Origin of the sequence: Micromonospora sp. CA-259024 (assembly GCF_050936255.1) — a bacterium.
Taxonomy (GTDB): Bacteria; Actinomycetota; Actinomycetes; order Mycobacteriales; family Micromonosporaceae; genus Micromonospora.
The window spans coordinates 1,236,286-1,257,693 of the sequence record NZ_JBNJND010000001.1 but is presented as its reverse complement, the minus strand read 5'-3'; the positions used below and the strand labels follow the sequence as shown (position 1 = coordinate 1,257,693).

The following is a 21,408-nucleotide window of genomic DNA, read 5'->3' as shown; positions in this document are numbered from 1 at the left end:
CTCATCGCATCTGATGCGGCTCGCAGGCCACCTCCCGAACCCGGGAGGTGGCCTGCCCCTTTGACACGCGACGGTCATCTGCGCAGCCGGCGGGCGCAGGGGCCGTCGTGGTCGTCCCGGAGCAGGCAGCGCCGCCCGCCGGGCAGCCGCAGGTCACAGAAGACCCGGTGGCGGAGGAACTGTTGGTCCTCTTCGGAGACGGTGGTCTCCCCCGGGTCCGCCATCGGCAGCACCGCCATCCACCGGCCGATGACCCGGGCCAGGCGCTGCGCGGCGGGCAGATCGGTGGCGACGACGGGCAGGTGGATGACGTACCGCTGGCTCATTGAAGCTGGCCCCGCTCGTTGCGGGCGCGGGCCTGGTCGGTCTGCCAACGACGCAGCCCGGCCTTGATCCGGGCGGTCTCGCGGCGGCTCTCGGCGAGAGCGGCGTAGACGACGGCCATGTCGACGGCGACGCGGTCGAGGAAGGCGTACACGTCGTCGGGGTTGAGACCGCGACGTCCGAGCCCGGTCGGCGCGAAGCGGCGCTCGCGGATCTGCCACGGCAGCAGACTGGTGTACGCGGTGGAGCGGTAGGTCGCGCCACCGCCAACCGGGGTTGGTAGCTGGTTACGAGCGTTCATGTCCGTCCGCCTTCCTGGTCGTGGATGGGCGGGCCTGCCCGTTCATCCCGATGCTCGGGGAAGCACGGCGGCCGTTCGGGGGGACCGGCCGGCCGCCGCGCTGTGATCAGCCTGCGACAGTCCGCAGTGGAAACGCAACGTTCTAAACCGCGTTTTCGCCGTTGTGCATTGACTTTCTTTGTGGAAACCCGTAGGAGTTGCGGAAGCGGGTCACGCAGTGTTGCGTGATGGAACCAGGGAGTGTGCGGATGCCCGAAGACATCGGATCGACCGTGCCGCGCCGGCAACTCGGCCGGCTGCTGCGACAGTTCCGCAACGAGGCCGGGGTGACGCTCGACGCCGCCGCCGAGGCCCTCGAATACAGCCGGCAGAAGATCTGGCGCCTCGAATGCGGCATGGGCTCCGTCCGGGTACTCGACGTCAAGGCGATGTGCGAGCTGTACGGGGTGTCGCCCGAGATGACCGAGGCGATGCGCGGGCTCGCCGCCGAGACGAAGTCGAAGGGCTGGTGGCACGCCTACGGGGACGCAGTGCCGAACTGGTTCGAGCTCTACGTCGGCTTGGAGTCCGCTGCAGCTCGACTACGGGAGTACGGCGAGACACTGATTCCCGGGTTGCTGCAGACCCGCCCCTACGCCCTTGGACTCTTTCAGCCTGGGAGTCGGCTGAGCCCGGAGGAGCGTGAGCAAGCAGTCGAGGTGCGGCTGCAACGACAGGCGTTGCTGAGACGTCGTCTACCACGGCCCCCACGCTTGGACGCAGTGCTCTCCGAGGCGGTACTCCGCCGAGTGGTCGGCAGCCAGGGCGTAATGTCCGACCAGCTCAACCATCTGCTCGAAGTCTCCGAGCAACCGAACGTCTCAGTGCAAGTGGTGCCGCTCGCTGCCGGGCCGCACCCTGGAGCAGTCGCCGGCTCGTTCGTGGTCCTCGACTTTCCGACAACCAACGGGGGTCGGACTGCACCCGAACCCTCGGTGGTTTACAGCGAGTCGCTTACCGGGGCGCTCTACCTAGACAAACCGGATGAGCTCAGGGCCTACGAGGACACATGGAGAGGGCTGGTGGCCCTCGCGCTTGGCGAGGCAGAATCAAGAGACATGATCAAGAGGCTCATCGGGGAGATGCGGCATGACTGACCTGACCGGCGCCGTCTGGCGCAAGAGCACCCGCAGCGGCGACAACGGCGGCAACTGCGTCGAGGTCGCCACCAACCTCGCCGACGTCGTCGCCGTCCGTGACTCCAAGGACCCCGCCGGACCTCGCCTTCAGTTCAGCCGCCCCGGATGGTCCACCTTTCTTACGGCGCTGACGAACAGCGAACAACACCGCTGAGACAGCCGGCGGCGACGCGTCAGGTCTCGGATCAGGGATCAGGCGCTCGGGTCGTGGGTCGGGATGATGCGGACCTGGTTCCGAACGGCGTGCAGCCGGTGCAGCGTACGGAAGGCTCCGTCGCGATCGTCGTCGACGAGCCACCCCGGGTACGGCGCCTTCTGCCGGACATGTTCGATCTGCAGCCCGTGCCAGGCTGCGTCACCGGCGACCAACACCGGCCCGTCGGGGGTACGGAGCAGGACGCCCACACTCCCCGGCGTGTGCCCGGCCAGCTCGACCATGATGACTGACCCGTCGCCGAGCAGGTCGTGACTGCGCTCGAAGGTGAGCACCGGCGGCCCCTCCAACTCGTAGCTGTCCAGCCGGCGGCCCTGCAGCGCAGCTCGGACGCCGCCTGCTGGTGCAGCGTCGCCGGACATCATCCAGTCCCGTTCCCGCTCCCGCACCGTAACCGGCAGGCCGGGAAGGTCGAGCAATCCGCAGACGTGGTCCCAGTGCAGATGGGTGGGTAGTGCGAAGTCGATCGTGTCGGCCGGAATGCCGGCCCGTTCCAGCGCCGTCGTGGTCGGCAGCACCTGATAGCGCGGCTGCACCACCGGCCGCAACGTCCACGGCAGCTCGCCGATCACCCGATCTCCGACGTCGGCACAGACCGACGGGTCGAGCAGCACGGTGACCTCCGGATGCCGGATCACGTACGTGGTCAGGGCGTTGCCGACCCGGCGCGGTTTCCGGACGGCCTCGGCAATCAGTGGCGTCGGCACCGACCGCACCGTCTGGTCCAATGTGATCAGCTCGACTTCGACATCCCCGCGCGGGATACCGGCGTCGGACAGCCCGGCCAGGAAGCGCCGGTCGATCGGACGCGGCCGAATCAGGCGGTACGGCACCGCAGCCAACGCACCGGCCGCCACCGCAGCCTGACGGATCGCGTGGATCATGCGCTTGTCCCCCTACCCTGGCGCATCGCGCGCCAGGGGGAGCACCGTAGAAGTTCAGGTTGACCTGAAGTCAATTCCTAAGGAGCCTGCGTGACGACGTGGCGAATCGGAGACGCGGCGGCGCTGGTCAGCGTCCCGACGCATGTGCTGCGGCATTGGGAGGAGGTCGGGGCGCTCGAACCGGCCCGGCTTGCCAACGGACACCGGGTCTACGACGACGAGACGATCACGCGGGCGCGTCTGATCCGGCTCTGCCAGCGCGCTGGCATGTCACTGACCGAAATCGCAGACCTGTATCGCGGCGACGGTCAGCGCCGCGCCGCGCTGGTGCGGGACCGGCGGGACCGGATCATCGACCAGATCCGCCGATTGCACGCCGCGCAGGACTTCCTTGATCACGTACTCGCCTGCACGCACCCGGTGGTGTCGACTTGCCCGGAGTGCAACAGCTTCGCTACCAGGTCGGCATCAGACGCACGCCAGTCAGAACCGGCCGCCCATCATTGATAAGGGCGGTTGCGGGCCGGATGCCGGGCCAGCCACCGTCGTGACGCTCCGACGGTCCGTTCTGCTGCTTCCGTCGGCTATGGGTCGTGGCTCGCCGACACGGGGCACCTGCGATGCTCCAGGTCATGGATGACTTGACGAGCCGCGTGCGGGCGTTCGCGGAGGAGCGGGACTGGCAGCAGTTCCACACGCCCAAGAACCTCGCCATGGCCCTCGCTGGTGAGGTCGGCGAACTGATCGCCGAATTCCAGTGGCTCACACCCGAGCAGTCCACAGCGGTCATGGCCGACCGGGACGCCGGTGACCGGGTAAAGGCCGAGATCGGCGACGTGATGATCTACCTGACCCGACTCGCCGACGTACTCGGTGTCGACCTCGTGGAGGCAGCTCTGACCAAGCTGGAGGATTCAGCCCGCCGCTACCCCGTGGACCAGGCCCGCGGCTCGGCGGTAAAGCGATAGTCCCGGGCAACGTCAGCGTGGCGCTGAGTTGATCTCTTCGCTACAGTCCATGACGTAGGAGCGCGTCACGACGGGCTTCCGGCGACTGCCGGACATGCCCCCCATGCGCACGATCACTTCGTGCTGCCCGGGGGCAAGTGTTGTCAGCGTTCCGTACGTCCGCCGATGGTTTGCTGCGCCTGGCTGGCGGCGGCATGCTCGCAGACCGGATCGTGGAGCAGATCGGTCGCAACGTGAGCCCGGCGGAACGTCGATCCTGGTCGCGCAGCCTTGAGGTGCTGGGGCAGGATCTCGCCGATGCGGGCCTGGGTCAGGTCGAGATGCTGGTCGAATACCAACTGCCGCTGACCAGCAAGCGGGTCGACGTGGTGCTCGCCGGGCTGGACCCAAGGACGTCCGACGACTCCTACGTGGTCGTGGAGCTGAAGCAGTGGTCCTACGCCGAGTCCTACGAGGGTTCTGACACCCTCGTAGCAGTGGAGCACGCGCGTGGCCCGCGGCTGCATCCCGGCGTCCAGGTCGAGCAGTACTGCGAGTACCTGACAGACTTTCTCGGCATCCTCGCCGGGCACCGGAATCCGGTGCGTGGGGCGGCGTACCTGCACAACGCGGTCGACCGCGACATCAGCGACCTGTTCGATCGTCAGGCCACCGAGCAGAGCCGGATCTTCACCAAGCAGCGGCGGGGCCAGTTCCTCGATTACCTACGCACCCATCTCGCCCCGACGTCGGGCGCTGACGCCGCGGACCGCTTCCTCGCCAGCTCGGTTCGGCCCAGCCGCCACCTGCTGAGGTACGCCGCTCAGGAGCTGAAGGATCGATCGCACTTCACACTGCTGGATCAGCAGCGGGTGGCGTACGAGTTGGTGTTGCACGCCGTGGAGCGGGCCCGATCGGCGGATCGCAAGTCGGTCGTCGTCGTGTCCGGCGGACCGGGCAGCGGCAAGAGCGTGATCGCGCTGTCGGTTCTCGGCGAACTGGCGCGCCAGAACCGTGCCGTCATGCACGCCACGGGCTCACGGTCGTTCACCCTGACGTTGCGCCGGTACGCCGGCAGGGGCTCGACCCGGTTGAAGAACCTGTTCGGCTACTTCAACAGCTTCATGTCCGCCGAGCGCAACGGTCTGGACGTGCTGATCTGCGACGAGGCGCACCGCATCCGGGAGACCTCCGTCAACCGGTTCACGCCAAAGGCCAAGCGGGACAAAGCGCGTCAGCAGATCGACGAGCTGATCGCCGCTGCCCGGGTGCCGGTCTTCCTGCTCGACGAGCACCAGGTGGTGAAGCCGGGCGAGTTGGGCAACGTCGAGGTCATCTCGTCGTACGCGAAGCAACTCAACCTCGATGTCGAGGTGGTGTCGCTGCACAGCCAGTTCCGTTGCGGCGGCAGCGCGGCGTACGAGCAATGGGTCGTTGACCTGCTCGGTCTCGACGGCGACGAGCCATCGGTCTGGACCGGTGACGGGAGGGTCGACCTACGTCTCGCGGAGTCGCCGGAGGAGTTGGAAGCCTTTCTCGCCAGGAAACAGGCACCGGGCGTGACCGCCCGAATGTCTGCCGGGTACTGCTGGCCCTGGAGCGACCCGCGTCCAGACGACAGCCTCGTGTCGGACGTGCGGGTCGGCGGCTGGTCCCGGCCCTGGAACGTCAAGAGCGAACGCAGCGTCGGCGAGGCACCGGGCAGCGCGTTCTGGGCGACCGACCCGAACGGATTCGGCCAGGTGGGCTGCGTCTACACGGCGCAGGGCTTCGAGTACGACTGGTCGGGCGTCATCATGGGGCCGGACCTGGTAGCCCGGGACGGCCGTCTGGTGACGCGACGCGAGGAGTCGAAGGACCCGGCGTTTCGCAGTCGCAAGTCGCTCAGCGACGCCGAAGCGGATCTGCTGATCCGCAACACCTACAAGGTCCTGTTGACCCGCGGGATGAAGGGCACCATCGTGTGCTCCACCGATCCCGAGACGCGGGAGTACCTCGCGTCGCTGGTCAAGGTGATCCGGCCGGTCGAGACCGTCTACGAGACGGCCGACGGAGGCGACCTCGGCTAATCGACCGGTCGGACTCAGCACCCGGCGCGTGCGGGTAGGGTCCAGTCACGGTCAACGAAAGGCAGATCAACCATGGCAATTCCCCACCTGACGGCCGCCGACGGCACCACGTTGCCGGCGATCGGGCTCGGCACCTACAAGCTGAACGGCTCGGCGGGTGTCGACGCGATCGGTCAGGCGATCCGGGCGGGTTACCGGTTGCTCGACTCGGCGGTCAACTACGAGAACGAGGGCGCGGTGGGCCGGGCCGCCCGTTCGGCCGGCGACGTCCGGGACGAGCTGGTCGTCACCTCGAAGTTGCCGGGACGGCACCACCGCTACGACGAGGCGCTGACCACCATCGAGGAGAGTGTGTTCCGCACCGGTCTCGACCGGGTCGACCTGTACCTGATCCACTGGCCGAACCCGACTGTCGACCTGTACGTGCAGGCGTGGCAGGCGCTGATCGAGGCCCGCGAGCGGGGCCTGGTCAGGCACATCGGTCTGTCCAACTTCCTGCCCGAGCACATCGACCGGCTGGTGGCCGAGACCGGGGTCGCCCCGATGGTCAACCAGATCGAGGTGCATCCGTACTTCCCGCAGCAGGAGGCGATCGACTACCACCGGGAGCACGGCATCCTCGTGCAGGCCTGGAGCCCGCTCGGCCGTGGCAACGACCTGCAACAGCACCCCGTCGTCGCGGAGATCGCGACCGCCCATGGCGTCAGCCCGGCGCAGACCATCCTCGCCTGGCACGTGACCCGCCAGGTGATCCCGCTGCCCAAGGCCGCCTCCCCGCAGCGGCAGCTCGAGAACCTGGACGTCTTCGGGGTCAAGCTCACCGACGCGGAGGTCGAGGCGATCACCGCGCTGGGCCGCCCAGACGGGCGGCTCGCGGACCAGGACCCGGCGGTGTACGAGGAGTTCTGACCGACCCGGAGGGCGCCCCGGGCCGCGAACAGTCACCGGGTTGGGAGAGCATGAGGGTGTGCTCGACGGACTTGACGACATCGACTGGGCGCGGCTCGGTCACGCCTACGGGGCAGCCGACGACGTGCCTGGCCAGCTCCGCGCCCTGCTCTCGTCCGATCCGGCCACCCGGGACGAGGCCCTGGGCGACCTCTACACCAACGTCTTCCACCAGGGCGGCCGGTTCGAGGCGAGCGCGTACGCGGTGCCCTTCCTGCTGGAGCTGCTCGCCGATCCGGCCACTCCGGATCCGGCGGCGGTGCTCGGGCTGCTGGTCGCCCTGGCGGTCGGCTTCGACGAGGGTGTCCTCCCCGACGGCTTCCCGGTGGCCGAACACCGCCGGGCCGCCGAGGGCGGGCGTGAGCTGCTCGCCGCGAAGCCGCCACCGTGGGCCGGCGCGGACGAGTCGAAGAAGGAGTACGTCGAGTACGCCTACGTCGAGTCCCTGACCGCGACCGAGCAGCGCCGGTTGTGGGCGTACATCGAACTGGCGGCCTACGACGCGGTGCGCGCCGGGGTGCCGCTGTTCCGCACCCTGCTGGGGCACCTCGATCCGGGCGTGCGGACGGGGGCGGCGTACACCCTGGCCTGGTTTCCGGAGGAGGCCGACGGCAGCGTGTCCGCGCTGGCCGGCGCGATCGACGCCGCGCAGGATCCCGGCGTTGGGTCGACGCCCGGCGAGGTGGCGACCATGCTGGTGGCCTCGGGGCTGCTCGGTGCTGCGCCGGACGTCCGCTGGTTGACCGACCCGCGCCCGGTTGTTCGGTGGGCCGCCGCGATCGGTCGGGCCCGCGTCCTCGGCGCGGTGGCCGACCAGGCGACCGTCGAGGAGCTGCTGAGCTGGGCGGCGGCCCCGTCCGATGGCGCGGTGCTCCCACCCGCCGACGGCAGCGCCTGCCGCGACCGCGCGGCCGATCCGACCAGGGACGCAGCGCACGCGCCGGTGGACGACGGGTGGGTGCCGTTCCTCGACGGCGACCTCGGCGGCTACGCGGGCCTGGCCCTGCGGCAGCTCGGCCCGCAGCACACCGACCGCGCCTTCGACGCGCTGCTCGACCGGCTGCCCACCGTCAGCGGCGACCGGTCGTTGACGGTGCTGGGTATGGCGCTGCGTCTCGCCTTCCCGGACGGCCCCGCACCGACGGGGACGCCGGTCGCGGCGTTGGCACCCCGGCAGCGGCGGCTCGCCGAGGTGCTGGGACGGTCAACCGAGCCGTGGCTGATCGACGGGCAGGAGTTCGGCAACGTCGCCGAGCTCGTCGAGGAGTACGGCCTGCCGGACAGCCGCGCGGCGATGCTCGCGTACCTCGCGCGCCTGCCGTAGCCGCCCGCGCACGGGAGCCGTGATCGAGGCGTCGGTCAGCTTTGGCCGCTTCCGGTCAGGATGCGGGCGACGTCTGCTGGATGGGCCAGGTGCGGGAAGTGCCCGGCACCGGCCAGCACGGTGATCCGCACGTGCGGCAGCGCCGATTCCAGCCAGCTCCGGTAGGCCGGATTCGGGTCACTTCCGGTCACGTAGTCGTATCCGATGCCACGGTCGCGGATGGCATCGAGGTCCCGCGTCCGTTGCTGGCCGATCTCCTCGGCCGACTGCACCAGGACCTCGTTCCAGTAGCCGAGGAGCAGCTCCTGCCGGAAGGTGGTCTGGGTACGGACCATCTCTCGCGCGTCCGGGGGCAGCTGGTCGATGCCCATCCGGGCGGTCATCCCGTCCCACACCTGCTGCCAGTCGGGGCCGCGCAGCACCGGTTCAACGCGGCGCAACAGGTCGCCGAAGCCGCCGACCAGCAGCGGCTGGTCCACGTTGACCACGCCCCGCGCCGGGTACCGAGCGGCGTACACGGTGGCGATGACGCCGCCCAGGGAGTGCCCCACCAGCACCGGCGCCTCCAGTCCGACGGCGGTGACCGCCTCGTGGATCACGCCGGCGACCTCTGCGATGTCGTAGGAGTCACGCCCCGGCGAGCCGCCGTGCCCGGGCAGGTCCATCCGGAGCACCCGCCGGTCCGGGTCGAGCGCCGCCAGCTCGCGCAGGACCGGGTCCCACTGCCGGCGGTCGTAGGTGAGACCGTGCACCAGCACCAGCGGCGCCCGGTCGTCGTCGCGGCCGTAGCTGTCGGTGGCCAGCCCGCCGATGCTCCGCGGCGGCGCGTCGTTCCCGCCCTGCCCGTCGTTCATGCCCCTCTCCCCCTCCATGTCGTGTAACCCGGTGGGTGCGAGTTCGCGGTGCGGATCATGGACACGGCCTCAGCGTACCCACGCCTGCGGTGACGGTGCGTACAGCGGCACCGCACCTCAGCCCGCCCGCGTGGCGCTCGGTCTACTCGGCCGGCTCGGCGAAGTGGCACGCGGCGGCCTGCCCGTCGCCCACCTGCACCAGCGGCGGGGTGGTGGTCGCGCAGATCTCCTCGGCCTTCCAGCAGCGGCTGCGGAACGGGCAGCCGGTCTGCGCCTCCTGGGGGCTGGGCGCGTCGCCGGCGAGCCGGATCCGGATCTTCGGCGCGCCGCCGCGGACCACACCGAGGTCCGGCACGGCGGAGAGCAACGCCTGGGTGTACGGGTGCTGCGGCGTGCCGTAGAGCGCGTCACGGTCGGCGATCTCCGCGACCCGACCGAGGTACATGACCGCCACCCGGTCGCAGAAGTGTCGCACCACGCCCAGGTCGTGCGCGATGAAGACGAACGCGATGTTGAGCTCCTTGCGCAGGTCCTCGAGGAGGTTCATCACCTGCGCCTGGATCGACACGTCGAGGGCGCTGACCGGTTCGTCGGCGACGATCACCTTGGGCTGTACGGCCAGCGCGCGGGCGATGCCGATGCGCTGCCGTTGGCCACCGGAGAACTCGTGCGGGTACCGGTTGTAGTGCTCGGGGTTGAGCCCCACCAGCTCCAGCAACTCCCGAACCCGGTCCAGTTCCCTGCCCTTCGGCACAAGGTTGTGCACCCGCAGGGGTGCGCCGATGATGCTGCCCACCGTGTGCCGCGGGTTGAGCGACGAGTACGGGTCCTGGAAGATCAGCTGCAGCTCCCGCCGGTACGGCCGCAGGTCCTTCTCCTTCAGGTGGGTGATGTCGGTGCCCTGGTAGAGGACCTGCCCGCCGGTCGGCTCGAGCAGCCGGGTGATCAGACGCCCGGTGGTGGTCTTGCCGCATCCGGATTCACCGACCAGGCCGAGCGTCTCGCCCGCGCGCAGTTGCAGCGACACCCCGTCGACGGCCCGGATCCGGTGGTCGTTGCGGCCGAACCATCCGTCGCCCCGGGCGGTGAAGTGCATCTTCAGATCCCGCAGCTCCAGCAGCGGCGTCCCCGGTCCGCCGGGCTGCTCGGCGGGCGCCGGACGGGTCGCGGTGTCGGTGGTGGTGGTCAACTCGTGCTCCTTCAGGGCAGCCGGGGCAGGATGTCGGTCTCGAAGGTCCCGGCCGGGTCGGGCAGGTGGCAGCGGGAGGCCCGGGTGGTGTCCGCCGTGCGGGAGACCAGTTCGGGAAGGTCGACGGCGCAGCCCTGCACCCGGCCGGCGAACTCGCACCGCGGGTGGAACGAGCACCCGGTGGGCAGCGCGAGCAGGCTGGGCGGTGTGCCGGGAATGGGGTGCAGCCGGGTCGGTTCGCCGGAGACCGCCGGGATGCTCTCCAGCAGACCCCAGGTGTACGGGTGCAGTGGCCGGCCGAGGATCGACGCGGCCGTGCCGTACTCGACGCCGCGTCCGCCGTACATGACCAGCACGTCGTCGGCGATCTCGGCGACGACACCGAGATCGTGGGTGATGAAGAGGACCGCCGAGCCGAAGTCCTGCTGCAACTCCATGATCAGGTCGAGGATCTGCGCCTGCACGGTGACGTCGAGCGCGGTGGTGGGCTCGTCGGCGATCAGCAGCTTGGGGTCGTTGACCAGGGCCATCGCGATCATGGCGCGTTGCCGCATGCCGCCGGAGAACTGGTGCGGGTAGTCGTCCAGGCGGCGGCGCGGGTTGGGGATGCCGACCCGGCCGAGCATGTCGACCGCCCGGTCCCGGGCCACCCGCTTGGACACGCGGTGGTGCGCCCGGTACGACTCGATGATCTGGTCACCGACGGTGAAGTACGGGTGCAGCGACGACTGGGGGTCCTGGAAGATCATCGCGGCGTTGGCGCCTCGCCGCTTGCGGAGTTCGGCGGGCGGCATGCCGACGATCTCCTCGCCGCCGACCGTGATCGAGCCGGTCATCCGGGTGCTGCGCGGGTCGTGCAGGCCCATGATGGCCATGCTGGACACGCTCTTGCCGGAGCCGGATTCGCCGACCACCGCGAGGGTGCGGCCCAGCGGCAGGGAGTAGCTGAGCCCCTGGACCGCCTGGACGAGCCCGTCGGCGGTCGGGAAGGTGACGGTGAGGTCGGTGACCTCCAGGTAGGACTGCCCTTCGGCGCGGTCGCCGGCGACGCGGCGGGCGCGGGAGACCGTCTCGGGCTGTCGGCCCGGGGTCGACAGCAGCTGCGGTTCGGTCATCCCAGCCTCACTCGCGGGTCGAGGATCGTGTAGAGGATGTCGACGAGCAGGTTCATCACGACCAGCACCACCGAGCCGACCAGCACGCCGGCCATCAGCACCGGCAGGTCGTACTGGTTGAACGCGCGCAGGGTCAGCACGCCGAGGCCGGGCAGCCCGAACATCGCCTCGGTGAAGATCGCCCCGGTCAACTGGATTGCCAGGTCGACGCCGAAGATGGTGGCGATCGGGGTGATCGCGGCGCGCAGGCCGTGGCGGTAGACCACCCGGCGCTCGCTGATGCCCTTCGCGCGGGCGGTGCGGATGTAGTCCTCGCCCAGCGTCTCGATCATGGACGCTCGGGCGTAGCGGGTGTACGAGGCGGCGTTGGCCAGGCCGAGCGTCAGCCAGGCGGCCAGCAGCCCGGTCGCCCAGGTGAACGGGTTTTCCAGCAGCGGGTGGTAGCCGGCGTGCGGCAGGAACGTCGCGTACAGCGAGACGAGCAGCGCCACCACGAAGTACGGCACGGCGTTGATGCCGAGCGAGGTGCCGACCATGAGTCGGTCCAGGTAGGTGCCTCGTCTTCGGGCCGCGACGATGCCGGCGAGGATGCCGGCGATCAGGTAGACCACCGCGCCGCCGAGGACGATCGAGACGGTGACCGGCAACGCCTGCCCGATCAGCTTGGTCACCGGCTGGCCGAGGGTGTACGAGTAGCCGAGGCAGGGTGCGTCGCAGTCGATGGTGAGCCCACCGGAGTGGTACGTCCGCCCGACCGCCAGCCCTTTGAGATAGCCGCCGACCTGCTGTGCGACGGGCTCGTCGAGGTTGAGGCTGGCGCTGATGTCGGCGTAGCGCTCCGGGGTGCAGCGCTGGCCGCAGATCGTCCCGGCCGGGTCGGTGGGGGCAATGAAGAACAGCCCGAAGCTGGCGACCAGCGTCACGATGACGACGGAGACCGCGCTGGCGATCCGTCGCAGGATGTAGATGAGCACCGCCGAGGCTCCTGGTGGCAGCGGGCCGGGGCTGAGAGCCCAAGCCGGAACGGGGAGAGGGGTGGACGCCGGCCGGCATAGTGCCGGAGGCCGGCCGACGTCCACGACTGGGGGGTGCGGAAGGTCAGTTCTTCAGGAACATGTTCACGTAGAACGGCTCACCCGCGGAGGCGTCGCCCTCGGCGCCACCGATGTTCGTGCCGACGGCGAAGGCGAGCTTGCCGTAGTAGCGCGGCAGGGCCACGTACCTGCCCAGGATCTCCTTGTCCAGCTCACCCCACTTGGCGACGGCCTGGTCGGCCGGGAGGTTGCCGATCTCGTCGATCTTGGCGTCCAGCGCCTTGTCGCTGAGCTCGCCCCAGCTGGTGCCGTCGCTGATGCTGTGCGACTGGAAGAGCACCGGGAACCAGCTGCCGCCGCTCGGCCAGTCCGAGCACCAACCCTGCGGCTGCTGGCCCATGTTGACCGGGGCGTCGTAGTCAGCGATCTTGGAGCGCAGCTCCGCGGTGGTGACACCGATCGGCTTGACGGTGAAGCCGGCCGCCTTGAACGCGTCGACCCGGATCTGGTTGCTCTGCTGCGGGATCGGCTTGGTGTTGTCGTAGTACCAGCTGAGCTCGAAGCCGGTCTTACCGGCCGCCTCCAGGTCGGCCTTGGCCGCGGCCGGGTCGCCCTGGCCGACACCGCTCAGGCCCGGCAGCGGCTCGTACTTGGTGTAACCCGGCACGCTCGGCGGCAGGACGGTGCTGGCCGGCGCGGAGTTGAAGCTGTTCAGGCCGGCGGCCTTGTTGACCTGGTCGTACGGGTACGCCTTGGCGATCGCCTTGCGCACCTCGAGCGGGATCTTGCGGGTGTCCAGCTGCACCGAGTAGGTGCAGGGCTGTTCACCCTGGATCAGCTGGGCCTTCTTGTCCCCGGTCAGCTGCGGGATCAGCGAGGCGTCGACGGCGCCGTAGTTGAGGGCGTTGGCGTCCTCGCCGGCGCTGTTGAGCACCTGCTGCTGGGTCTTCGGGTCCTCGCCGCCCCACTTGAAGTCGAAGCCGTCCGGGTACTGGTGCCGCACCGCGTCGGTGTTCGGGTCCCAGTTCGGGTTCTTCTTCAGCTTCAGCTCGGTGCCGGGGGTGTAGGTGTCGAACTGGTACGGCCCGGTGGCGAGGGGGTTGTTCTTGTAGTTTTCCTTGGTGTCCTTGGCCTTCGGGATCGGCGTGAATACCGGGAAGGTCAGGTAGAGGGGCAGGTCCGTGAACGGCCGGGCCAGGTGGATGACCAGCGTGGTCGGGTCCGGGGTCTCCACGCCCGCGAAGCTGTCGCCGCTGGCGTAGGGGCCCTTGTACATGTCGCCGCCCTTGAAGGTGGTCAGCTGGTACGTCGGGCCGTTGGCGAAGACGTCGTGGGCGAACGAACGCTTGATCGCGTACGCCAGGTCCTCGACCTTGACCTCGCTGCCGTCGGCGTACTTGATGCCCGACTGCATCTTGAACGTCCAGGTCAGCTTGTCCGACGAGACGGTGCCGAGGTCGGTCAGGTCCGGCACGAGCACCGGCTTGCCGTTGCGGATCGCGAACTGGGTCGGGTTGCGGAAGATCAGCTTCTCGATCGCCAGCGCGTCGGCGTAGTAGGTGTCGGTCGGGTCGAAGGTGTTCGGGGTCAGCTGGGAGTAGACCGTGATGACGCCGCCCTTCTTGGCGCCGGGCACCTCGGCCGCCGGGCCCTTGGCGGTCGGGTCGAACGCGCTCTGCTGGGTCTCGATGCCCTTGGCGTCACCCCCGCCGCTGCTGCCGTTGTTCGACGAAGGGCTGCCGCAGCCGGCCACCGCCATGGTGGCGGCCAGCGCGGCGGCGAGACCAACCTTGAGTTGCCGCACAGACGTACTCCTGTCTTTTCTTTCAGTCAGCGGACCTCCGACGTGCGAGGTCCGTGGTTCTCCTCCAGCCCGGGGCGTCCTCATCGACGGGTCCGGGGATCGAAGGCGTCGCGCACGGCGTCGCCGAGCAGGCTCAGGGCGAGCACCAGGATCGTGATGCCGAGGACGGGCAGCCACAGGTAGAGCGGGTCGGCCCGGTAGTACGTGGTGGCCGCGGAGATCGTCAGGCCCCAGGACGGGGTGGGTTCGATCAGCCCGGCCCCGAGCACGGTCAGCCCGGCCTCCGCCACCACGTAGCCGGGCAGAGCCAGCGACACGGAGACGACGATCGGTGCCACCAGGTTCGGCAGCAGCTCCTTGAAGAGCACCTGCCGGGTCGGGATGCCGAGCACCTTGGCCGCCGCGACGAACTCGCGCTCACGCAGCGAGAGCACCTGCCCCCGGACCAGGCGGGCGAGGCTGGCCCAGCCGAAGAACGACAGCACGCAGATCAGCGAGATGAAGCGGATCTGGGCGACGTCCTCAGCCCCGGCTCCGTCGGCGCCGCCGAAGATCGCGACCAGGACGGCGGAGCTCGCGATCGCGAAGAGCAGGTACGGCAGGCTGAGCACCAGGTCGATCAGCCAGGAGAGCACCCGGTCGACCCAGCCGCCGGAGAAGCCGGCGACCAAGCCCACGACCACGCCGATGATCGTGGTGATCGTGGTGACCGCGACAGCGACGATGAGCGACGGGCGGGCGCCGTACACCCAGCGGGCGAAGAGGTCGCGGCCCAGGCGGGGCTCCACCCCGAACCAGTGCTCGCCGGTCGGGCCGATCATCGGGAAGCCGAACTCGTCGATCAGATCCTGGTGCAGGTCGGTGGCGTTCTGCCCCTCCAGCCCGGCGAGCAGCGGCGCCAAGATCGCGATCAGGACGTAGGCCACGCAGATCGCGGCGCAGATCATCGCGATCCGGTCGCGGCGTAGCCGGGCCAGGGCGATCCGGGTCGGCGACTTGCTGACCGTCCGGACCGGAGCGGCGAGCGACGACGCGCTCTGCACCCGTCCGTCGTCCGGCTCTCCGGCGCGGAGCACCTGGGGCTCCGTGACCATCGGCTCCACGCGGGACGACCTCCTCATCGTGCTGACACATGACACCGCCACCCGGACGGCTGTCCGGATGGCGGCTCTCGTGCAGAACGTTAGCTAGGCAAATGATTTCATTGTGAGTCGGTTATGTAACAGGCTCATGTCCTGAACGACGGTTCATTCGGCCTTTCGGACGGCCGTTATCGATTCCCGCCACCGAGTGCAGCGCCGCACGTCGACAATCACGGAGGGTGATCGGGGCGCCCTGCCTCCATCGACCCGGGTGGCCAGCGATCAATGTAACCGCAGTTCAATACGTCGATGCGGCAGTCGCCCTGACCGCAGCACCGGCGCGAGCAACAGTCGTCATCACCGATGGTAACGGCGCTCGATGGAACGGCACTGCCGGAAACCGCTAGTCGAAATCCGCCTGAAGCTACGCCCAAACCCAGAACCCAGAAATGCCGTTGGGCTAAATTGATTTGATCGTTGTCGATGCTTAATGAACAGCGACGCTCTGCCGGTATGCGAACGCCAGGGAAAAGTCGGCACCTGGACGGCGCTCCGGCCCCACGAGCGGACACCGCGACGAACGTGATGACTCCGAGGTATGGATATGCCGGTGAGTCATCACGCTCACCGGCACATCCGCCCCATGCGCGGGGCTCTCCCGTCGCGTCACCCGGGCCGTCGCCGGCCCGGGTGACGCGACACCGCTCTAGACGAGCCCGCCGAGGGACGGGTCGCTGATGCTGTCCTTGCCGTTCTCGACGTGGCCCGCGTAGCGGTACTCGAAGGCGGCGTCACCCGTGACGCCGACGGTCAGGTCGTACCAACCGTGGGTACGGGAGAGAGCCCACTGCGCCCGCTCCGTCTCGCCGGGCCGCACCGACAGCTTGACCGGACGGGAGTTGTACCGGTCCCGAACGGTCACCTCGGCCCGCTTCGACCCACGGTTCTTGAGCGTGAGGACGACCTTGAAGTCCCGCTCCTCATAGGAGGGGGTGATGTCGAGGTCCGTCGCGTGCCGGCTCGACTCGCCGGCGGAGAACCGGCGGAAGAACCCGTTCGGCCCGTGCACCGACAGGTCGTACCCGGACTCGACCTTCCAGGTGTCCGACAGGTGCTTGCCCGGCTCCACCGTGTAGCTGCGCGGGGCGTCCGCGCTGCCGGCCTGGCGGACCTGGAAGACGGCGGTGGCCGCACCGGAGTTGCGGAGATCGATGCGGAACGAGTCGTGGCTGACGTGCCCGTCGGCGTGCAGGGTGTACGGAATGGCTCGCGCCGGGCGTACGCCCCGCTCCTGCTTCGGCAGCCGCTGGTCCGCCGGCGGGACCGGCACCTCGTCGGGGTGCCGGACCAGGTCCTCGGGCTTGAAGTCGTCGGTGTCCGGCAGGGTGGGATGCTGCGTCCGGTTCGGGTGCCGGAAGTCGAAGGCCGTGGTGAGGTCGCCGACGACAGCGCGCCGCCACGGGGTGATGTTCTCCTCGATCAGGTCCGGCCGGCCGTGCCCGAACCGCGCCTCCAGGAACTTGATCAGCGAGGTGTGGTCGAAGACCTGCGAGTTGACGTAGCCGCCCCGCGTCCACGGCGAGACGATGATCATGGGCACCCGGATCCCGAGGCCGTACGGCCCGGCCGGGTGGCTGGCGTCGCCGGGGAAGATCTCGTTCGTGGTCGGCACGGTCGACTGCCCGTGCTCGCGCATCTGCGGGGGCGTCGGCGGGACCACGTGGTCGAAGAAGCCGCCCTCCTCGTCGTACGTGACGAAGAGCGCCATCTTGCTCCACACCTCAGGGTTCGACGCGAGGATGTCGATGACCTGCGAGATGTACCAGGAGCCGTACGCCGGCTCCCAGTTCGGGTGCTCGGTGTACGCCTCGGGCGCGGTGATCCAGGATACCTCCGGCAGGCGTCCCGCCTCGACGTCGGCCCGGAAGTCGGCCAGCAGCGCCTCGGGGTCGCGGCCCTGGGTCCTGATCTCGGTGCCGGTCTTGGCCTTATCGGCCAGCGGCGTTCCGGGCTGCGCGTTCTGGTACTGGTGGAAGTAGAGCAGCGAGTTGTCGCCGTAGTTGCCGATGTACGGGTCGTTCGTCCATCCCCAGGAGCCGGCGGCGTTGAGGCCGGTGCCGACGTCCTGGTAGATCTTCCAGGAGATGCCGTTGCGCTCCAGCCGCTCCGGGTAGGTCGACCAGTCGTAGCCGGCCTCCGCGTTGGTGATGACCGGGCCGCCGCCCTTGCCGTCGTTGCCGACCCAGCCGCTCCACATGTGGTAGCGGTTCGGGTCGGTCGGCCCCATCAGGGAGCAGTGGTAGCTGTCGCAGACGGTGAAAGCATCGGCCAGCGCGTAGTGGTACGGCAGGTCCTGGCGGGTGTGGTAGGTCATCGCCGTGACGCCCTTGTTGGGCACCCACTTGTCGAACCGGCCGTCGTTCCAGGCGGCGTGCCCGTCGTTCCAGCCGTGCGGCGGGTCCGGCAGGAAGGTCTGGCCGAGATCCTTCACCTCGGGGCGGAAGGGCAGCAGCTCGCCGGTGTCGGTTGGCTGGTGCCACACGTCCTTTCCGGACGGCAGTGTCGCCGGATGGGGGTCACCGAACCCTCGTACCCCGCGCATGGTGCCGAAGTAGTGGTCGAAGGAGCGGTTCTCCTGCATCAGGATGATGACGTGCTCGACGTCCTTGATCGTGCCGGTCCGGTTGTTCGCCGGGATGGCGAGCGCCTTGCTGAGGTCCAGCGGGAGAGCCGCGCCGATCGCGGGGACTCCCATCGCCTTGAGGAATGTGCGCCGATCCACCGTGCCCATAACTCCGCCTTTGTGCGATCTGGTCGAGAAACTGGCGACCGGACGCTACCGACGACGGGTTGACGGCAGATGACCTTGGTTGGTTGGTTTTGCGACCACTCGACGACCGGCGACGGCAAGTACCCTGAGCAGCGCGACGCGCCCGAATGATCTTCGGCTGCCTGCCAGGTGCCGTTCAGTCAGGCGTCGGAGGATGCTCATCGCTCCTCGGGACAGTGCTCGGCGTTCAATCGTCCTCACCTACCCGGGAGACAAGATGGCCAGCAGCGGCGATCAACCACACGTGGAGCGGCGAAGCCTGCTACAGGCGATGCTGGCCGCGCCTGCGGCCGGGGCCGCCGCAGCGCTGCTCGGCACCCCCGCCACCCCCGCAGCGGCGGCAGCGACGGGATCGTTCGACGCGCAGAGCCCGCGCTTCGCGCTCGCGGTGCTGCCGGACACGCAGTATCTCTTCGACGAGGACAGTTCCGACCCGGAACCGTTGAAGGCGACCTTCCGCTACCTCAATCAGGAGCGCAAGGACGCGAACATCGTCTTCATGACCCATCTCGGTGACGTGACCGAGCACGGGAGTGAACATGAGATCGCGCTGGCCGGCGAGACGTTCCGCACCCTCGACGGCAAGCTGCCGTACAGCGTGCTGGCCGGCAACCACGACATCCGCGGCGGCGACGACCAGCGCGGCGACAGCGTCTACCTGCGCGCCTTCGGGCCCCAGCGGTTCGCCAAGATGCCGACCTTCGGCGGTGCCTCGCCGGACGGTTACAACAGTTACCACGTGCTGCGCGCCGGGGAACGCGACTGGCTGGTGCTCGCGCTGGACTGGCGGATCTCGGACAAGGGCCTGGCCTGGGCCCAGGGGGTGATCAACGAGCATCGCACTCTGCCGGTCATCCTCACCACTCATGACCTGGCCTGGGCAGACGACGCGGGCGCCGCTCAACTCTCGGACAACGGCCAGCGGCTCTGGGAACGGCTGATCCGGGACAACGACCAGATCTTCCTCACCCTCAACGGTCACTACTGGCCGCCTGGCCGTACCACCCTCACGAACGCCGCTGGCAACGACGTGCAGGTGCATATCACCAACTACCAGGACCGCTACTACGGTGGCGCGGCGATGATCCGTCTCTACCACTTCGACCTGGCGCGCAACGTCATCGACGTCGAGACGTTCTCGCCCTGGTTCCTTGCCCGGGACCCGGAGAAGCGCACGCCGCTGGAGGCCGAGACGATCGAGCTGACCGGGCCGGTCGACCGCTTCAGCATGGAGATCGACTTCGCCGCCCGGTTCCGCGGATTCGCGCCGGTGACGCCGCCCGCTCCCCGTCCCCCGGTCGCGGTGCTGCCGCGCGGCACGGTCGGATACTGGCGGTTCGACTCCTACGGGTTGCCGTCGGGTACGGCCGGTAAGCCGGTCCCCGACGGCACGGTCGTACGGGACCTGAGCGGCAACGGCAACAACCTGACCGTGCAGCGGATCGGGGCCGGGGCATCCGAGGCGCTGACCTACTCGACCGAGCACCACCCCGGTCAGCCGGCACACGCCAGCCTCCGTTTCGACGGCGGGAAGGGCCCGGACCGCGGCGCCATCCTCCGGGCCGGCCGCGACGCCCCGATCAACAGCATGAAGTTCACCGATGGGTACACGATCGAGGCCTTCATCAAACTCCCCGACCCGTTCGAGGGCGACCATGCCTGGATGGGGATTCTGAGCTGGGAGGGGCGCAGCGGCGACGCCGGCAAGACGACCGGCTGGTCTCCACTGGAGTCCACCTGCAGCCTCAACGTCTCCTCCGAGCGGTTCCTCCAGTACGTCGTCTACGCCGACAAGCAGGACGCCGATCCGACCTCGTGGAGCCATGCCCTGCCGACCGGGCGCTGGACCCACATCGCGGTGGTGAACGACGGTCAGCGGACCGTGGTCTACATCGACGGATCGAAGATTGCGCGGAACCCCACTCAGCCGTCGACCGGGATCGCCACCCTCGGGCTCCCGTTCGTGATCGGCGCGACGTCGTTCGACCTCAAGTACGGGCAGGGCTTCTACGGGTGGATCGGGGATGTCCGGGTCACCGGCAAGGCACTGCGCCCGAAGGACTTCCTGACCCCGTACGCCTGACCGACCCGGTGGTGGCTACCGCCTCGCCGGTAGCCACCACCGGTTCCCTGCTTCCCCACACCGGCCGGGCTCGGGTTGATCCGGGCACCCCGCCCGGCCCGGCGGTCCGGCCAATCTGCGAGCAGCGTTACAGGTGATCTGCCGGCAGGCCGGGAGCCGTCCGACGTACCGTGAGATCGTGTCGACGAAAGACGTACTCACCAAGGCCGACCTCGCTGAACTTCGCCGCTCGGCGCTCGGAACGGCCAACCCGCTCGGCGTCGCCGCCGATCTCGCCGAGGCCGCGGAGCAGGGCCGGTTGGAGGATCCCGACGACGCCGGGGACGCCCTGACCCTGGCCGCCGAGATCGCCGAGATCCGGGCAAGACCGGATGCCGCCCTGCGGTACGCGGAACAGGCTCTGGCGGCGTACCCGTCCGAGGACGATCCGCGGGCCGGGTTCGCCCGGGCGCTGCGGGCCCGGACCCTGTTCCGGGCCGGCGGTCGGGACGACGAGGCGATGGCGGAGCTGACCGCGCTGCGCCCGTTGCTGCTCGTGCAGCCCGACGCCCCCGCCTACGTGAGTGCGGCGCTGGACGCCGGTGGTCGTTCGACGACCGCCGAGACGTGGCTGAGCGAGGCCGCCGACACCCTGCTCGGCGAGCGCGCCGCCGCCGGGGCGGGCGCGCAGGCCATCACCGCGACCGACCCCGTGGTGGAGCTCGGTCCGCCGGACGCGCCCGGCGTCCTCTTCTTCCTGCTGCAACAGCGGCACCGGGTACGCCGGAATCTCAACCTGCCGCACGACCGGCAGGACGATCTGGCGGACCGGCTGGAGAACCAGCTCGTCCGCCGGGCCGGGGAGCGCAGGGGTGCCGGGTCGGATCTCCTCTTCTGGCCTCGGGCCGAGTTCGATCGGCTGCTCTCCGAGCACCCAGGGCTCGCCGAGGTGTACGGGCCGGACTGGGACGCGCACCGGGCCCGGCTGGAGAAGGAGCTGGTACGGCTGACGGGTGCCGGGCAGAGCGGGCTGGGTGTGTTCAGCGCCACCGTGGCCGGGCTGAACGCGTTCGCCGGTCGAGGCGACGGCGACCCGACCGACGCCGCGATCCGGGCGGGCTACGCGGCCGAGGTGTCGGCGCGGCCCAGCGCACGGATCCCCTGGCCACCGGAGCGCAACGACGCCTGCTGGTGCGGTTCGGGCCTCAAGTACAAGAAGGACTGTCTGCCGCGCTCCCGGAGCTGAACG

19 protein-coding genes are annotated in these 21,408 nt (G+C 69.3%); 9 read left to right on the top strand and 10 right to left on the bottom strand.

The features are described from left to right. Positions 1-74: 74 nt before the first annotated feature. On the bottom strand, positions 75-326 hold the full coding sequence (locus ACQEUX_RS05130; protein WP_433041886.1) for a hypothetical protein: 252 nt from the start codon (positions 324-326) through the stop codon (positions 75-77). After that, positions 323-625: a DivIVA domain-containing protein gene (locus ACQEUX_RS05125; RefSeq protein WP_433041883.1), complete on the bottom strand. Its 303-nt coding sequence runs from the start codon at positions 623-625 to the stop codon at positions 323-325. The genes ACQEUX_RS05130 and ACQEUX_RS05125 overlap by 4 nt, the downstream gene beginning before the upstream one ends. 248 nt (positions 626-873) lie before the next feature. On the opposite strand from ACQEUX_RS05125, the gene ACQEUX_RS05120 reads away from it, so the two are divergent. Both ACQEUX_RS05120 and ACQEUX_RS05115 read left to right on the top strand, forming a co-directional pair. After that, entirely contained in the window at positions 874-1,761 is an 888-nt protein-coding gene (locus ACQEUX_RS05120; protein ID WP_433041880.1) for a helix-turn-helix domain-containing protein, read from the top strand. After that, positions 1,754-1,957, top strand: coding sequence for a DUF397 domain-containing protein (locus ACQEUX_RS05115; RefSeq protein WP_433041877.1), 204 nt, complete (start codon positions 1,754-1,756; stop codon positions 1,955-1,957). The genes ACQEUX_RS05120 and ACQEUX_RS05115 overlap by 8 nt, the downstream gene beginning before the upstream one ends. 38 nt (positions 1,958-1,995) lie before the next feature. Here the strand turns inward: ACQEUX_RS05115 and ACQEUX_RS05110 are convergent, their stop codons facing one another. Next, positions 1,996-2,901: an MBL fold metallo-hydrolase gene (locus ACQEUX_RS05110; RefSeq protein ID WP_433041874.1), complete on the bottom strand. Its 906-nt coding sequence runs from the start codon at positions 2,899-2,901 to the stop codon at positions 1,996-1,998. A 90-nt stretch (positions 2,902-2,991) separates the two neighbouring features. On the opposite strand from ACQEUX_RS05110, the gene ACQEUX_RS05105 reads away from it, so the two are divergent. From ACQEUX_RS05105 to ACQEUX_RS05085, 5 genes are all read left to right on the top strand, one after another. After that, positions 2,992-3,408, top strand: coding sequence for a MerR family transcriptional regulator (locus tag ACQEUX_RS05105; RefSeq protein WP_433041871.1), 417 nt, complete (start codon positions 2,992-2,994; stop codon positions 3,406-3,408). Positions 3,409-3,533: 125 nt separating this feature from the next. After that, the gene (locus ACQEUX_RS05100) at positions 3,534-3,869 is read left to right on the top strand and encodes a nucleotide pyrophosphohydrolase (protein WP_433041868.1); all 336 of its coding nucleotides are present in this window, start codon (positions 3,534-3,536) and stop codon (positions 3,867-3,869) included. A gap of 194 nt (positions 3,870-4,063) precedes the next feature. Further along, positions 4,064-5,917, top strand: coding sequence for a DNA/RNA helicase domain-containing protein (locus tag ACQEUX_RS05095; RefSeq protein WP_433041865.1), 1,854 nt, complete (start codon positions 4,064-4,066; stop codon positions 5,915-5,917). Between the two features lie 72 nt (positions 5,918-5,989). Next, on the top strand, positions 5,990-6,826 hold the full coding sequence (locus ACQEUX_RS05090; protein ID WP_433041862.1) for an aldo/keto reductase: 837 nt from the start codon (positions 5,990-5,992) through the stop codon (positions 6,824-6,826). A gap of 58 nt (positions 6,827-6,884) precedes the next feature. Beyond that, on the top strand, positions 6,885-8,189 hold the full coding sequence (locus tag ACQEUX_RS05085) for a hypothetical protein (RefSeq protein ID WP_433041859.1): 1,305 nt from the start codon (positions 6,885-6,887) through the stop codon (positions 8,187-8,189). 35 nt (positions 8,190-8,224) lie between these two features. On the opposite strand, the gene ACQEUX_RS05080 is transcribed toward ACQEUX_RS05085, so the two are convergent. From ACQEUX_RS05080 to ACQEUX_RS05050, 7 genes are all read right to left on the bottom strand, one after another. Continuing rightward, on the bottom strand, positions 8,225-9,043 hold the full coding sequence (locus ACQEUX_RS05080; protein WP_433041856.1) for an alpha/beta fold hydrolase: 819 nt from the start codon (positions 9,041-9,043) through the stop codon (positions 8,225-8,227). Between the two features lie 142 nt (positions 9,044-9,185). Further along, positions 9,186-10,139, bottom strand: a complete 954-nt coding sequence (locus ACQEUX_RS05075) for an ABC transporter ATP-binding protein (protein ID WP_433049605.1) — start codon at positions 10,137-10,139, stop codon at positions 9,186-9,188. Between the two features lie 104 nt (positions 10,140-10,243). Beyond that, positions 10,244-11,347 (bottom strand): ABC transporter ATP-binding protein, encoded by a 1,104-nt coding sequence (locus ACQEUX_RS05070; protein WP_433041853.1) that lies wholly within the window; start codon positions 11,345-11,347, stop codon positions 10,244-10,246. Then, a complete protein-coding gene (locus tag ACQEUX_RS05065; protein ID WP_433041850.1) occupies positions 11,344-12,321 on the bottom strand; it encodes an ABC transporter permease in 978 nt (325 codons plus the stop codon). Before ACQEUX_RS05065 ends, ACQEUX_RS05070 begins: the two co-directional genes overlap by 4 nt. 124 nt (positions 12,322-12,445) lie before the next feature. After that, the gene (locus tag ACQEUX_RS05060; protein WP_433041847.1) at positions 12,446-14,185 is read right to left on the bottom strand and encodes an ABC transporter substrate-binding protein; all 1,740 of its coding nucleotides are present in this window, start codon (positions 14,183-14,185) and stop codon (positions 12,446-12,448) included. Positions 14,186-14,265: 80 nt separating this feature from the next. Then, positions 14,266-15,279: an ABC transporter permease gene (locus ACQEUX_RS05055; protein WP_433041844.1), complete on the bottom strand. Its 1,014-nt coding sequence runs from the start codon at positions 15,277-15,279 to the stop codon at positions 14,266-14,268. Between the two features lie 694 nt (positions 15,280-15,973). Further along, complete coding sequence (locus ACQEUX_RS05050) at positions 15,974-18,058, bottom strand: phosphocholine-specific phospholipase C (RefSeq protein WP_433041841.1); 2,085 nt, start codon at positions 18,056-18,058, stop codon at positions 15,974-15,976. Positions 18,059-18,251: 193 nt separating this feature from the next. Between ACQEUX_RS05050 and ACQEUX_RS05045 the strand changes: the two genes are divergently transcribed. Next, complete coding sequence (locus tag ACQEUX_RS05045) at positions 18,252-20,180, top strand: LamG-like jellyroll fold domain-containing protein (RefSeq protein WP_433041838.1); 1,929 nt, start codon at positions 18,252-18,254, stop codon at positions 20,178-20,180. A gap of 178 nt (positions 20,181-20,358) precedes the next feature. Continuing rightward, on the top strand, positions 20,359-21,405 hold the full coding sequence (locus tag ACQEUX_RS05040; protein WP_433041835.1) for an SEC-C metal-binding domain-containing protein: 1,047 nt from the start codon (positions 20,359-20,361) through the stop codon (positions 21,403-21,405). Positions 21,406-21,408 lie beyond the last annotated feature (3 nt).

Bases quoted from the DNA above. Each gene is read 5' to 3' on its own strand.
- ACQEUX_RS05050 (WP_433041841.1), bottom strand. From the start codon at position 18,058: ATGGGCACGGTGGATCGGCGCACATTCCTCAAGGCGATGGGAGTCCCC.
- ACQEUX_RS05090 (WP_433041862.1), top strand. From the start codon at position 5,990: ATGGCAATTCCCCACCTGACGGCCGCCGACGGCACCACGTTGCCGGCG.
- ACQEUX_RS05055 (WP_433041844.1), bottom strand. From the start codon at position 15,279: ATGGTCACGGAGCCCCAGGTGCTCCGCGCCGGAGAGCCGGACGACGGA.
- ACQEUX_RS05070 (WP_433041853.1), bottom strand. From the start codon at position 11,347: ATGACCGAACCGCAGCTGCTGTCGACCCCGGGCCGACAGCCCGAGACG.
- ACQEUX_RS05110 (WP_433041874.1), bottom strand. From the start codon at position 2,901: ATGATCCACGCGATCCGTCAGGCTGCGGTGGCGGCCGGTGCGTTGGCT.
- ACQEUX_RS05045 (WP_433041838.1), top strand. From the start codon at position 18,252: ATGCTCATCGCTCCTCGGGACAGTGCTCGGCGTTCAATCGTCCTCACC.
- ACQEUX_RS05100 (WP_433041868.1), top strand. From the start codon at position 3,534: ATGGATGACTTGACGAGCCGCGTGCGGGCGTTCGCGGAGGAGCGGGAC.
- ACQEUX_RS05095 (WP_433041865.1), top strand. From the start codon at position 4,064: ATGCTCGCAGACCGGATCGTGGAGCAGATCGGTCGCAACGTGAGCCCG.
- ACQEUX_RS05125 (WP_433041883.1), bottom strand. From the start codon at position 625: ATGAACGCTCGTAACCAGCTACCAACCCCGGTTGGCGGTGGCGCGACC.
- ACQEUX_RS05075 (WP_433049605.1), bottom strand. From the start codon at position 10,139: ATGCACTTCACCGCCCGGGGCGACGGATGGTTCGGCCGCAACGACCAC.
- ACQEUX_RS05130 (WP_433041886.1), bottom strand. From the start codon at position 326: ATGAGCCAGCGGTACGTCATCCACCTGCCCGTCGTCGCCACCGATCTG.
- ACQEUX_RS05120 (WP_433041880.1), top strand. From the start codon at position 874: ATGCCCGAAGACATCGGATCGACCGTGCCGCGCCGGCAACTCGGCCGG.
- ACQEUX_RS05115 (WP_433041877.1), top strand. From the start codon at position 1,754: ATGACTGACCTGACCGGCGCCGTCTGGCGCAAGAGCACCCGCAGCGGC.
- ACQEUX_RS05080 (WP_433041856.1), bottom strand. From the start codon at position 9,043: ATGAACGACGGGCAGGGCGGGAACGACGCGCCGCCGCGGAGCATCGGC.